Genomic DNA, 12761 nt, shown 5'->3' with positions numbered 1-12761 from the left:
GTTCATTCCAGCCTGATGAACCACTTGTCCCGCTCGTCGAGGCAGTCGGGCTCCCCCATCTCGAATTCACGGCAGATAAGCGGCCGCACCTCGTAGATGCGACACATCATGGTGTTGCGGTCGAGGGCGGCGCACCAGCCATCTTCCAGTCTGTGCATCACGGGCACTTCTCCTTCCCGTTCCTCGATATAGCGGTCCGGCACGCCGGTGTCGGTGAAGAGCATCACCTCGAGGCGGCAGCAGCAGGCTTCGCAGTTCTGGCAGCTCACATCGCTCTGGATTGCTTGGGTCATGTCACCTGTCTTGCCGCATGGCGGCGAATGATATGAAACAGGCGCCTGTCAGGCGCCTGTGGTCTGGCCGGGCGTGTGAAATACCTTAGCCCAGTTTGTGGGCACGGTAGCTGCGCCCCTTGATCTTGCCTTCCTGCAACCGCTTGAGGGCGGCGCTCGCCACCTGGCGCTTCACCGCCACGTAGGAGTACTGCTCGGAAATCTGGATCTTGCCCACATCGGCCCCGGCAATGCCGCCTTCGCCGGTCAGGGCGCCGAGGATGTCACCGGCACGCACCTTGCTCTTGCGGCCCGCATCGATGGAGAGGGTCACCATCTGCGGCGCGATCGGCTTGATGTCGCGGCCGATCCCGGCCAGGTCGCCCTGGGGAATGGGGGCCTGCTGGTACTCCTCGATGAAGTTGACGCGCTGGGCCTCGTTCGGCTGGTAGAGGCTCAGGGCCAGGCCCTGCTGGCCGGCACGGCCGGTACGGCCGATGCGGTGCACGTGCACCTCGGGGTCGTAGGTGAGCTCGTAGTTGATGACGGCCCCCAGCTCCTTGATGTCGAGGCCGCGGGCCGCCACGTCGGTGGCGACCAGTATGGTGGCGCTGCCGTTGGCGAAGCGCACCAGCACCTGATCCCGCTCACGCTGTTCCAGGTCACCGTTCAGCGCCAGCGCCGAGAAGCCCTTGGCGGCCAGGTGCTCGGCCACGTCGTTGCAGGCGCGCTTGGTGTTGCAGAACACCACGCAGGAGCCCGGTTGGTAGTGGCTGAGCAGCCAGGTGAGGGCATCGAGGCGCTGGCCGGCCGGCACTTCATACAACTTCTGTTCGATGGCGCTCTCTTCGTGCAGGGACTCCACGCTCACCTCCACCGGGTTGCGTTGCACGCCGCGGCTCATCTGGGCGATCCCTTCCGGATAGGTGGCGGAGAAGAGCAGGGTCTGGCGATCCCGCGGGGCGTGGCTGATGACGCGGTTGATGTCTTCGCCAAAGCCCATGTCCAGCATGCGATCCGCTTCGTCCAGCACCAGCGTCTTGAGGTCGTCGAGCTCAAGGGTGCCCTGCTCCAGGTGCTTGAGGATCCGGCCCGGGGTGCCGACGGCGATGTGGGCGCCAAAGCCCAGGGTGGCGGATTGCGGTGCGGTCGGGGTGCCGCCGCACAGGGTCACCAGCTTGACGTTGGGCAGGGTGCGGGCGAGACGGCGGATCTCGGTGGCCACCTGATCCGCCAGCTCGCGTGTCGGACAGAGCACCAGCGCCTGCACGGCTAGCCGGTTGACGTCCAGCTTGGCCAGCAGACCCAGGCCGAAGGCCGCGGTCTTGCCGCTGCCGGTTTTCGCCTTGGCGATCAAATCTTTGCCGTCGAGCACCAGGGGCAAGCTCTGGGCCTGGATCGGGGTCATCTGCAGATAGCCCAGGCTGGCGAGGTTGTCCTGCAGGGCGGAGGAGAGGTTCAGGCTGCTAAATTCGCTGTTGTTCACAAAAGGACTCTATGTCGGAAAACCAGAAATGGGGGTGCGCGGTGCGCAAGGGGGCGCATCATACCAGAATGTGCCGCCGGATGCGGTGAATATTTGAACGGTTGGTGTCATGGGTTGCCGATGGAGGCTTCTGTCTGCGTTGGCGGGCTTGCGGTATGTAAAAAGAGCACAATGGAACAGGGTGGTCATGGCCAGATCAGGATGAATGGCGAGAAAACGTTTTTAATTAAACATGTCTTGGTGATGATGAGTCATCGGAGGATGCCATATGGGATATAGCCGTTATAAAATATATATACGAATGAGGAATAAAATTAATAAAAGAGCATAACTTATTGTTTTTGATTTATTTTTAAGCTTTCTCAATGACGATTAATAATCATGTGTCTTGGCAATTAATTTAAAAACGTTTGTATTATTCCGCATGCATATTTTTACCGCGGATTGTGATGATTCTCTGATTTTTAAATATGCAGTTCTTTATGATGGCGCCGGTCAAAAATAACAATTCAATGGGTGCTACTGGTATGGAATACGTTCATTTCGTGCTCGGACTCGTGATGGTCCTGGCATTGGCGTTGCTGGCAAACCGCCGCAACTGGAAACAGATCAAGCTGCGTTACATCGGCCAGCTGCTGGTGGTCGAGCTGGCGCTCGCCTGGTTCATGCTCAACTCCGAAGTGGGTCTGGCGGTGGTGGGTGGCTTTGCCGCCGGCTTCACCAAGCTGATGGAGTTTGCCAAGCAGGGGACCGACTTCGTGTTCGGCGGTCTGGTCAACGAAGGGGCCTTCTCCTTCTTCCTGATGGTGCTGATGCCCATCGTCTTCATCTCCGTGTTGATCGGCATTTTGCAGTACATCCGTCTGCTGCCCATCGTCATTCGTGGCATCGGCACCGTGCTGGCCAAGATCAACGGCATGGGCAAGCTGGAGTCCTTCAACGCCATCAGCTCCATGATCGTCGGTCAGTCCGAGAACTTCATCGCCCTCAAGAACATACTGCCGCACCTGAACGAGAAGCAGATGTACACCCTGGCGGCGACGGCCATGTCCACCGTCTCCATGTCCATCGTCGGTGCCTACATGCAGCTGATCGAGCCGCGCTACGTGGTGGCCGCGCTGGTGCTCAACATGTTCAGCACCTTCGTGGTGCTCTCCCTCATCAACCCCTACGAGCCCGACAACACCGTGACCGATGCCAAGGCGCTGGCCGAGGGTGACGAGCACCACACGCCGAAGAAGGAGAACTTCTTCGAGATGCTGGGGGAATACATCATGGCCGGTTTCACCGTGGCGGTGATCGTCGGTGCCATGCTGGTGGGCTTCATCGCCCTGATCGCCCTCATCAACTACCTGTTCGAGGCGGCGTTCGGCGTCAACTTCCAGCACGTCATGGGCTACATCTTCTATCCCGTTGCCTGGATCCTGGGCATCCCGGGCAGTGAAGCGCTGCAGGCCGGCTCCATCATGGCGACCAAGCTGGTGACCAACGAGTTCGTGGCCATGATGGATCTGGGCAAGATTGCCGCCGAGCTCTCCCCGCGCACCGTCGGCATCCTCTCCATCTTCATGGTGTCGTTCGCCAACTTCAGCTCCATCGGCATCATTGCCGGTGCGGTGAAGGCGCTGAACGAAGAGAAGGGCAACATGGTTTCCCGCTTCGGTTTGAAGCTGGTCTATGGCTCCACCCTGGTGAGCCTGCTCTCCGCCGTTATCGCCGGTGTGATGATCTAGGTCCTCCCCCCGCGCTGCTCATGACGACCCCCTGCCTTGGCAGGGGGTCTTTTTTTGGGCAGATGAGCGGGTGAACAGAGGAGGGGAGTGGTCGGCAGCCCGGCCATCAAGCGCGGGGGTCTTCCACCTTGATGTTGGCGGGGACCCGCTTTTTGCCCAGCACCATGGCGCGGACCAAATCGCTGCGGGTGAGGCGATCGGTCAGGAGTACCACTGCCGCATGGATGCCAACGGCGGCCATCAGGGTGTTGGCGATGATGCCGTGCAGCTCCTCCAGCCACTCCTCGCCCCAGAAGGCATCCCAGGTGGTGAGCCAGCCGGTGACGACGGTCCCGACCAGGGACAGCAGCAGCAGCCAGATCATCAGGGAGCCGACCGGATTGTGGCCGAGGTAGTAGGGGTGGCGCCCCTGGGCGAGCTGGCGCAGGTAGTAGCGGACCCGGGCAGGGGTTGGCCACCACTGGCCGAAGCGGGCGTAATAGGGGCCGACCAGCCCCCACAGCAGGCGGATGATGAGCAGGATGCCCACCGCGTAGCCAGCATATCTGTGGGGTTTGCTGCCCTCTTCCAGCACGAAGAAGTTGAGCAGGCAGAGGGTGACGGTCGCCCAGTGAAACACCCGGATGAGGGGATCCCAGACTTTCACTTCAGAGGCAGGTGTCATGGCAAGGCTCCATGGTGGGGGCCGGGGGAAGACCGGCCCGGGGCGGCGTTACTCGTCGATCTCTTCTTTCACCTTTTTCAGGTCAGTCGGGTCGAAGTAGATCTCGACCTTGCGCTTCTCCTTGTCCCAGCCGTAGATCTCGTAGCAGCCGGTCTTGGTGGCCTTGAACTTCTTGATGTCGTAGCCCATCGCCTTGATCTGCTGCTGGGCGTCGGCTTCGCTCATCCACTTGCTCTTGTCGGCCTGGGTGCATTGGGGGTCGGCCAGGGCTGCGCCGCTCAACAGGGGGATCAGTAACAACAGGGGGGTCAGTTTCATTGCTTGCTCCTTGCGGGTGGTTGGGTCAACAGTCGCAAGGCTAATCAAGGAGCATTAAGGAAGAATTAAGGGAAAAGGGAAATGAATGGCTCTCCCCGGCAGGGGGCCGGGGAGAGGGTGATCAGCTCAGCTTGCCCCTGACCAACCACTTGTCCAGCGCATTGGCGAAGCGCTGCTTGTCGGCGGCGTTGAAGGGCGCAGGGCCACCGGTCTGGACGCCGGCAGAGCGCAGCTCCTCCATGAAGTTGCGCATCCCGAGCCGTGCCTGGATGGTCTCCCGGGTGTAGATCTCGCCCCGGGGATTGAGCGCCTCGCCCCCGGCGTCGATGACCCAGGAGGCGAGGGGAATGTCGCCGGTGATCACCAGGTCGCCGGGCTTGACCTGCTGGGCGATGACATGATCTGCCACATCGAAGCCCTTCTCCACCTGCTGGGTCTTGATGAAGGGGGAAGGGGGGACTCTGAGCCCCTGGTTGGCCACTAGCGTGGTCACCACCTGGGCGCGGTGGGCGGCGCGGTAGAGGATCTCCTTGACCGGGATGGGGCAGGCATCGGCATCAACCCAGATGGGCATGGCATGGCTTCCTGTGTCTGGAACGGGTGGCGCATCTTAGCATGGCTGGTGCGGGGCGGCTGCCCCGGGGCTGAGTCGTCCCCGCCTTTGGTGTAAGCTGGGGCCTGCACATGAAACGAGAAGGAGACGAGATGGATCGGGTGCCCGGTGACGTGATTTATGGCCTGACCCTGGACGGCAAGGGGGGCATGACCCCGCTGGCCGAAGGTAGCGAGATCCCCTGTGCCCAGCCCGGCTGGCTGCATCTGGACTACGGCAACCCGGAGTCGGCGCGCTGGCTGCTACAGACGCCGCTGCTGGGGGAGGCGGCCCGGGAGGCCCTGCTCGGCCAGAGCAATCGTCCCAAGCTGGTGCGGATGGGGGAGACGGTGCTGCTGATCCTGCGCGGCATCAACCACAACAAGGATCACAGGCCTGAAGAGATGGTGGCCCTGCGGATCTTCATCACGCCGGATCTCATCATCAGCAGCCGACGTCGTCCGCTGCTCTCCGAGAAAGATGTGTTCGAGCAGCTGTCGCTGGGGGGCGGTGCCGACACTCCCGCCGACTGGCTGGTGGAGATATGCGACGCCCTGACCGACCGGGCCGGGGAGTTCGTCGAGGAGCTGCACGACCAGATCCTGGATCTGGAAGAGATGGTGCTGATGCGCGACCTGCCCGCCAACGGTCGGCTTGCGCGCATCCGCAAGCAGCTCATCATGATCCGTCGCTACCTCTCCCCCCAGCGGGATCTGGTGGCGCGCCTGGCCAACGAGAAGATCAGCTGGCTGGACGAAGATGACAGGCGACGCCTGCTCGACATCGCCGACCGCTTGCGGCGCTGGCTGGACGATCTGGATGCCGGGGTGGCGCGCACCGCCGTGCTGGCGGACGAGATCAACAACCTGATGGCGGAGGCGACCAACCGCCGTGCCTACCAGATGTCGGTGATGGCGCTGCTGTTCCTGCCCGCCAGCTTCCTGACCGGCCTGTTCGGCATCAACCTGGGGGGGATCCCCGGGGCCGAGAGTCCGACCGCCTTCTGGGTGTTCTGTGGCTTCCTGCTGGTGCTGGCGACCGGACTGGCGGTCTGGCTCAAGCACAGGCGCTGGTGGTAAGGAGTGAACATGACGACATGGGAATCTTTTGGCGTGACCCTGCTGTTGTTGCTGGGGCACACCCTGGTGCGCGGCCTCATTCACAAGAGCCTGATGGCCCTTGGCCAGAGCCGGCAGGTGAGCGAGAACCGGGTACTCTACGTGGAGCACGTATTCCACTTCCTGCTGGGCTGCGCCACCCTGCTGATCCTGGCCGGGGTCTGGGGGCTCGACTTCTCCCGGCTGGTGGTGCTCGCCTCCTCCTTCTTCGCGGTACTGGGGGTCGCCATGGTGGCCCAGTGGTCGATCCTCTCCAACATCACCGCCAGCATCACCATCTTCTTCGCCTTCCCCTACAAGATTGGCGATCGCATCCGCATCCTCGACAAGGATGACTCCGTCACCGGCATCATCACCGAGATCGGCCTCTTCTACGTGCGGGTGAGGGATGACAACGGCGATCTGGTCACCTATCCGGCGAACCTTATTCTGCAAAAGCCGGTGAGGCGGCTGGAGGGAAAGGAGGCTGAGTCCACGCAGCCGGAATGAGAAAAGGCTCCCTCGGGAGCCTTTTTCGATGGCTGTTCAGCGTTCGAAGAAGCGGTAGAGGTGCTCGACCTGGACGGGGCAGTCGGCCACCAGGTGGATGTGGTCCCGTGCCTCCTCGGTGGACGAGAAGCTCATGGGGCACCCCAGGGTATCCGTCATCACGTAGAGGTGGCCGTCCTGCCCCCTGAACTCCACGATCCAGCCGGGGGAGACGATGTCGTGCATGATCTCCGCCTCCTTGAACCTGTGCTGCTGGTGAAGCGCGCGCAATTCACTGACTGTCATGACATCCTCCTATGACTCATGGCGCCACCCTCAAGTCTAGTTCTGCTTCCCGGTGGCGCCGTCATCGGATCAGGGCCCCGTCGCCCCCTCACGGGGCGGTTGCAGGGCGATCAGCAGCTCTCCGGGCTGCGGCGTGACAGGACCGGTGACCACCCTGGGTCTGGCCTTGGCATCCAGCACGAACAGAGGAATGGCGCCGGGATTGGCCTCCTGATACTGGTCCCAGTCGAAGGTGTCGCTCAGGCGGGTCGCCTTGATCTGTCCGCCCCGGCTCAGCAGGCCGCTCAGCCTGGCGAAGTTGATGTCGGCGCCAAACAGGTTCTGGCGGGCACGGAAGGTGGCGCTCTCCCGGTTGGCCTTGCCGTGCTGTTCGCTGGAACGCAGGGAGTGGACCTTCTCCTCCCCGTAGAGGTGGGCGAAGTGCAGCACCCCGAGGGCGTTGTTGTGGCGGCTGGGAGAGAGCGCCAGCACGGTGCTGATGCTGGTGAGGGGCAGGTGCCGCTCGGCGTGCTCCGACTGGGGGTTGCCGAAGTAGCAGGGCAGGCCGCTCATGCGGGCCAGCTTGCAGTGCTCCCAGGCAGGATCGGAGAGTTGCACCGGGATCCCCTGGTCCGCCAGCGCCTTGCCGATGGCCCGGGCCACCGAGTTGGCGCCGATGAGCAGCCAGACATTGGGGGCGCTCTGGCGCATGTCGAGCAATCTGGCCAATGGCGTGGCCGTCAGGCTCTGCAGCACCACGGTGAAGATGATGACCGCAAACACCAGGGGCACCAGCTTGTCGGCATCCTCGATGCCGGCCTCGTGCATGCTGATGGCGAAGGAGGCGCTGACCGCCGCCGCCACTATGCCCCGGGGGGCTATCCAGGCGAGCAGGGCGCGGGCGCGCCAGGGCAGGTCCGACCCCCGGGTCGAGACCAGGATGCAGAGCGGGCGGGCCACGAACTGCACCACGCACAGCAGGGCCAGCACCATGGGGCCGAGCTGCCAGAGCTGGGCCAGATCGAGGCGGGCCGCCAGCAGGATGAAGAGGGAGGAGATGAGAATGACGGCGAGATCCTCCTTGAAGGCCAGCACCTCCTCCAGATCCAGCCCCTCCTGGTTGGCGAGCCAGATGCCGAACACGGTCACCGCCAGCAGGCCGGATTCGTGACTGAGCCAGTCAGACAGGGTGAAGGTCACCAGCACCAGCGCCAGTACCCCGAACTTGTGCAGGCTGACCGGCAGCCAGTCCTTGCGGATGAGCAGGGTGGTGAGCCAGCCGGCACCGACCCCGATGAGCGACCCCACTCCCACCGTCTTGGCCAGGGCCAGCAGGGTATGACCGACCAGATCCCCCTGGCTGCCGAGGCGCACCGCCTCGAACACCAGTACCGCGAACAGGGCGCCGATGGGGTCGATGACGATCCCCTCCCAGCGCAGGATCTTGTCCACCTCCCGGACCGGGCGGATCACGTTGAGCATGGGGGCGATCACCGTGGGGCCGGTCACCACCAGCACGGCGCCGAGCACCATGGCGACCCGCCAGTCCAGCCCAAGCAGGAAGTAGCTGGCGGCGCCGATGACGGCAAAGCTGGTCACCATGCCGGTGGAGCAGAGGTTGCGTACCACCTTGCCGATCCCCTTGAGTTCGGTCAGGTGCAGGGTCAGCGCTCCTTCAAACAGGATGATGGCGACCGAGAGGGAAACCAGGGGAAACAGCAGATCCCCCAGCAACTGATCGGGATCGAGCAGACCGGTCACCGGGCCGAGCAAGAGGCCGCTCAGCAGCAGGAACAAAATGGCGGGAACGCGCACGGACCAGGCAAGCCATTGGGCGAGCAGGGAGATGAGGGCTATTCCGGCGAGGGAGAGAGCAATCATGCCAACCTCGTACAGGTGATGGGGTTGGACCTAGTGTAGCGGGGAAGGGGGGCAAGATGACACCCGCCAGGCGTGCAGGGGAGAGCCGCTCAGATCAGATGGGGCTCTCTTTGTGGAGTTCGGTGACGCAATCGGTCACCGCCAGCACCAGGGCGGAGCGCACCATCTGATCGAGCCGGTTGAGCTGCATCTGGTAGAGGGGCCAGTCCTCCTCGTTGGCCGGGGGATCCTGCGGCATCATGCTGCCCTGCTGGATGGCATTCAGGCGCTCGAGCAGATCGCGGACCGGCTTGTCGCTGAAGCGGTAATCCTTGGGGTCGCGTACCAGAAAGTCGCGGATCTTCAGGTATGCCTCGAGATCCTGATAGCGCTCGAGGGAGATGAGGCCGAGGGCGAAGATGAGCTTGAGGCGCACCTCCAGCTGGCCGAGGGGGCCGCTCTGGTTGAGCAGGGGTTCGATGGCGTATTTGACGGCATACTCCTCCTGGCGAAAGGCTCGCCGCATCAGGGAGTCGACCGCCTCTTCCAGGATGGTCACGACCTCGAGAAAGAAGCCGCGGGGGCCATCCTGCTCGTTCAGTCGCTCCAGTACTTCATCTTCCTGGTGTGTGGTCATAAGTGCTTCGGGTCCGGCTGACAGGGGGAGAGCAGGCCCTCCCCCGGTTTGTATCGTATGGGGTCCGTCACGGGCGGTGTGACGCCACCCCATCAGGTCACTTCAAGTTGTTGTAACGGGCGACGATGGTGCGTACCACATCGCTGTGCTCATCCAGGCCGGTGACGCGGGCCAGGGTCCGTGCCGGACCAAGTTCCGCCAGCATGGCCTGCAGCTCCACCGCCTGGGGATCGTCCTCATTGCGGTAATGCAGTGCGGCGGCGATGCCCTCCTGCAGGTGATCGCTCGGCAGGCCGTATTCCAGGGTGCCGAGCAGCGGCTTCACCAGCCTGTCCCCCGCCGCCAGCTTGCGCAGCGGCTGGCGACCGACCCGGTCAATCTCGTCCACCAGATAGGGGTTGGCGAAGCGGGAGAGGATCTTCTCGATGTAGGCGGCGTGCAGGCGCGGGTCGAAGCCGTAGCGTTTCACCAGCACGGCCCCGCTCTCCTCCATGGCGCGGCGCACCTTGCTGCGGATCAGCGGATCCTCGATCGCCTCGCGCACGGTGTGATAGCCCCTGAGCTTGCCGAGGTAGGCGGTGACGATGTGGCCGGTGTTGAGGGTGAACAGCTTGCGCTCGACGAAGGCCATCAGGTTGTCGGTGGGCTCCATGCCCGCTACCTGGGGCATCTCCCCCTTGAACTGGGTCCGATCGACGATCCACTCGCTGAAGCTCTCCACCGTCACCTCCAGGGGATCGTCGTTCGCCGCCGCGGGCGGAACGATGCGATCCACCGCCGAGTCGACGAAGCCGACGCACTGCTCGAGGGTGGCATGATACGCGACCGGCAGGTACTTGAGTACCTCCTCCTTGAGGTGGCTGGTGCCGCGCACCATGTTCTCGCAGGCGATGACGTTGAGGGGAGTCAGGTTGCCGGCATCGAAGCGGGCCTGCAGCCCCTTGGCCAGGGTGCTGGCAATCTTGTCCAGGATGTTGGGGCCGACCGCCGTGGTGACCAGATCGGCGGTGATGATACGGGCGATCACCTCGTGTCCGGCCGAGCTGACGGCGGCAACGTTGCGCACCACGTCCAGCTTCTGATCCGTGCCCACCACGTGCACCTTGTACTCCTGGCGGTGGTTGAGCTGGTCGATCAGGGTCTCGTTGACGTCGGCGAAGGTGACCTGATGGCTGGCGTCAGCCAGCAGTTTGCCGATGAAGCCCCGACCGATGTTGCCGGCACCAAAATGCAATGTTTTCATGATATTAACCTCTACAACCAAAGACGATGACGGATGATTACGCGGCCTGCTCGGCCCCCAGCAGATCCAGGAACTCCTGGGGATCCTGGGTGCTGGCCAGACGGTCGACGAGACCGGGCTCATCCAGTGCATTGGTCAGGCGGGTTATGACCTGTATGTGTTCATCGTTGCGGGCGGCAATGCCGATGACCAGGCGCGCCACCTCATCGGCGCCCTCGCCGAAGGCGACTCCGGCCGGGTACTGGCAGATGACGATGCCGGTGCGCTTCACGTGCTCCTTGGCGGCGATGGTGCCGTGGGGCACGGCGATGGATTCGCCGAGGTAGGTGGAGACCAGCTGTTCGCGCTCCAGCATGGCGTCGACGTAGTCCGGTGCCACATAGCCTCGCTCGGCCAGCAGCTTGCCGGCGGTCACGATGGCCGCTTCCTTGCTCTCGGCCTTGAGGCCCAGGTGCACGTCCTGCAGGCTCAGGGTGAAGACTTCCGGATCCTGCGGCTCGTAGCTGTCGTCGTTGGCCGCCACCAGCAGTTGCGGGTTGGCGACGTCATCGTTGGCCGCGTTGGCCAGGCTGAGGTTCTGCACCAGCTCCTGATAGAGGGCGTTGTCGAGGAAGTTGGTCAGCGAAATGTGCTGTGCATGCGGCGCATGGCGACGGGCACGGTCGGTGAGATCCTTGTGGGTGATGACCAGATCCACCTGATCGTCCAGGTTGTTGATGGCACGGTTGGTGACGCTGATGTCGAGACCGGCGGCCTGCACTCGCTTGCGCAGCATGCCGGCGCCCATGGCGCTGGAGCCCATGCCCGCATCGCAGGCGACGACGATGTTGCGCACTGCGGTCAGCTCGGTTTCCGGCTTCTTGGCGGCGGTGGTCTCGGGCTTGGCACCCTTCATGGCCTTCATCTTGCGGGTGGCTTCACCCAGGGCATCGGCCTCGTCGGCTTCCGGCTGCTGGGCACGGACGAACACAGCAGCGACCAGGAAGGAGACGGTGGCGGAGGCGACGATGGAGAGCAGCACCCCGATGAGGGAGGCTTTCGGCGTCATCAGCAGCACGGCGAAGATGGAGCCCGGGGAGGCGGGGGAGACCAGACCGGCGTTGAACAGGGTCAGGGTGAAGACCCCGGTCATGCCGCCTGCGATCACCGCCAGGATGAGGCGCGGGTTCATCAGCACGTACGGGAAGTAGATTTCGTGGATGCCGCCGAAGAAGTGGATGATGGACGCACCGGCAGCGGACTGCTTGGCGGCGCCACGGCCGAACACCATGTAGGCCAGCAGCACGCCCATGCCCGGACCCGGGTTCGCTTCGATCAGGAAGAAGATGGAGCGGCCCTGTTCGGTGGCTTGCTGGATCCCGAGCGGCGAGAAGATGCCGTGGTTGATGGCGTTGTTCAGGAACAGGATCTTGGCTGGCTCGACGAAGATGGAGGTCAGCGGCAGCAGGCTGTGGGCGACCAGGAAGTCGACACCACCGGCCAGGGCGCCGGAGAGCACCTTGACGAAGGGACCGATGACGAAGAAGGCGAGAATGGCGAGCAACATGCCGATGATGCCGGCGGAGAAGTTGTTCACCAGCATCTCGAAGCCGCTCTTGACGCGACCTTCCATCGCCTTGTCGAAGCGCTTGATGGCCCAGCCACCCAGCGGGCCGACCATCATGGCGCCCATGAACATGGGGATGTCGGTCCCCACGATGACACCCATGGTGGTGATGGCACCGACCACGGCACCCCGGTCACCCCCGATCAGCTTGCCGCCGGTATAGCCGATGAGCAGCGGCAGCAGGTAGGTGATCATGGGACCGACCAGCTTGGCCAAGGTTTCATTGGGCAGCCAGCCAGTGGGGATGAAGAGGGCGGTGATGAAGCCCCAGGCGATGAAGGCGCCTATGTTGGGCATGACCATATTGGACAGGAAGCGTCCAAAATTCTGTATCTTGACTTTGGTATCCGGTGATAACATGTCGGGACCCCGTTTTAAGCCTGTGTGATTAAAAGTGGTAGTCGGGATGACGAGTTTTGCCGAACTCCCATCCCAGTCGTCTAAGCAACTTCAATCTACCAGCTTGTGATCAAATTAGG

The 12761-nt window shown here is 63.1% G+C and carries 13 protein-coding genes; 3 read left to right on the top strand and 10 right to left on the bottom strand.

The window, feature by feature from the left end; genetic code table 11:
- Positions 1–2: 2 nt before the first annotated feature.
- Together AB5Y93_RS07850 and dbpA are read right to left on the bottom strand one after the other, a co-directional pair.
- Entirely contained in the window at positions 3–293 is a 291-nt protein-coding gene (locus tag AB5Y93_RS07850; protein WP_039039772.1) for a YkgJ family cysteine cluster protein, read from the bottom strand.
- An 85-nt stretch (positions 294–378) separates the two neighbouring features.
- On the bottom strand, positions 379–1758 hold the full coding sequence (gene dbpA / locus AB5Y93_RS07845; protein WP_368229127.1) for an ATP-dependent RNA helicase DbpA: 1380 nt from the start codon (positions 1756–1758) through the stop codon (positions 379–381).
- A 527-nt stretch (positions 1759–2285) separates the two neighbouring features.
- Between dbpA and AB5Y93_RS07840 the strand changes: the two genes are divergently transcribed.
- Positions 2286–3491: a NupC/NupG family nucleoside CNT transporter gene (locus tag AB5Y93_RS07840; RefSeq protein WP_010672751.1), complete on the top strand. Its 1206-nt coding sequence runs from the start codon at positions 2286–2288 to the stop codon at positions 3489–3491.
- Between the two features lie 106 nt (positions 3492–3597).
- On the opposite strand, the gene AB5Y93_RS07835 is transcribed toward AB5Y93_RS07840, so the two are convergent.
- From AB5Y93_RS07835 to AB5Y93_RS07825, 3 genes are all read right to left on the bottom strand, one after another.
- Positions 3598–4155 (bottom strand): cytochrome b/b6 domain-containing protein, encoded by a 558-nt coding sequence (locus tag AB5Y93_RS07835; protein ID WP_039039770.1) that lies wholly within the window; start codon positions 4153–4155, stop codon positions 3598–3600.
- A gap of 48 nt (positions 4156–4203) precedes the next feature.
- Positions 4204–4473 carry a PepSY domain-containing protein gene (locus tag AB5Y93_RS07830; RefSeq protein ID WP_010672753.1) on the bottom strand — a complete coding sequence of 90 codons (270 nt, stop codon included), beginning with the start codon at positions 4471–4473 and terminating at the stop codon, positions 4204–4206.
- 121 nt (positions 4474–4594) lie between these two features.
- Positions 4595–5047: a YaiI/YqxD family protein gene (locus AB5Y93_RS07825; protein ID WP_039039769.1), complete on the bottom strand. Its 453-nt coding sequence runs from the start codon at positions 5045–5047 to the stop codon at positions 4595–4597.
- 131 nt (positions 5048–5178) lie between these two features.
- Between AB5Y93_RS07825 and zntB the strand changes: the two genes are divergently transcribed.
- Both zntB and AB5Y93_RS07815 read left to right on the top strand, forming a co-directional pair.
- Positions 5179–6144, top strand: coding sequence for a zinc transporter ZntB (zntB, locus tag AB5Y93_RS07820; RefSeq protein WP_174213885.1), 966 nt, complete (start codon positions 5179–5181; stop codon positions 6142–6144).
- Positions 6145–6153: 9 nt separating this feature from the next.
- Positions 6154–6672, top strand: coding sequence for a mechanosensitive ion channel domain-containing protein (locus tag AB5Y93_RS07815; protein ID WP_039039767.1), 519 nt, complete (start codon positions 6154–6156; stop codon positions 6670–6672).
- 36 nt (positions 6673–6708) lie between these two features.
- On the opposite strand, the gene AB5Y93_RS07810 is transcribed toward AB5Y93_RS07815, so the two are convergent.
- The 5 genes from AB5Y93_RS07810 to AB5Y93_RS07790 all read right to left on the bottom strand — a co-directional run bounded on the left by AB5Y93_RS07810 (position 6709) and on the right by AB5Y93_RS07790 (position 12642).
- Positions 6709–6957 carry a hypothetical protein gene (locus AB5Y93_RS07810; protein WP_010672757.1) on the bottom strand — a complete coding sequence of 83 codons (249 nt, stop codon included), beginning with the start codon at positions 6955–6957 and terminating at the stop codon, positions 6709–6711.
- A 69-nt stretch (positions 6958–7026) separates the two neighbouring features.
- Positions 7027–8817 (bottom strand): cation:proton antiporter, encoded by a 1791-nt coding sequence (locus AB5Y93_RS07805; protein WP_368229125.1) that lies wholly within the window; start codon positions 8815–8817, stop codon positions 7027–7029.
- Between the two features lie 94 nt (positions 8818–8911).
- Positions 8912–9433, bottom strand: a complete 522-nt coding sequence (locus AB5Y93_RS07800; protein WP_010672759.1) for an MltR family transcriptional regulator — start codon at positions 9431–9433, stop codon at positions 8912–8914.
- A 97-nt stretch (positions 9434–9530) separates the two neighbouring features.
- Positions 9531–10676 carry a mannitol-1-phosphate 5-dehydrogenase gene (locus tag AB5Y93_RS07795; RefSeq protein WP_039039765.1) on the bottom strand — a complete coding sequence of 382 codons (1146 nt, stop codon included), beginning with the start codon at positions 10674–10676 and terminating at the stop codon, positions 9531–9533.
- 37 nt (positions 10677–10713) lie between these two features.
- On the bottom strand, positions 10714–12642 hold the full coding sequence (locus AB5Y93_RS07790) for a PTS mannitol transporter subunit IICBA (RefSeq protein ID WP_223955855.1): 1929 nt from the start codon (positions 12640–12642) through the stop codon (positions 10714–10716).
- Positions 12643–12761: the final 119 nt, after the last annotated feature.

The organism is Aeromonas sp. R10-1 (assembly GCF_040908465.1).
Classification (GTDB): Bacteria; Pseudomonadota; Gammaproteobacteria; order Enterobacterales; family Aeromonadaceae; genus Aeromonas; species Aeromonas caviae.
Note: the sequence above shows the minus strand (reverse complement) of the source record. Positions and strands in the feature narration are given on the sequence as shown.